This window comes from Corynebacterium sp. HMSC077D03, assembly GCF_001808545.1.
Lineage (GTDB): Bacteria > Actinomycetota > Actinomycetes > Mycobacteriales > Mycobacteriaceae > Corynebacterium > Corynebacterium simulans.
In genome coordinates, this window is sequence record NZ_KV793701.1 from 76,042 (window position 1) to 76,248 (window position 207).

The following is a 207-nucleotide window of genomic DNA, read 5'->3' on the forward strand; positions in this document are numbered from 1 at the left end:
TTCTCCGCGCACGCGGAGGATTTCCTTATCCTATTGAGGCGCGCCATACTCGTTGTGCTCTTCTCCGCGCACGCGGAGGTATTTCCCACATCACCAGACTGCGCATTACCCACACGCACTCTTCTCCGCGCACGCGGAGGTATTTCCAGGGTGAGTGTTTCGATAGGCTCGAACACGTGTCGATTTGGGGTAGTTGGTACCGCGAGT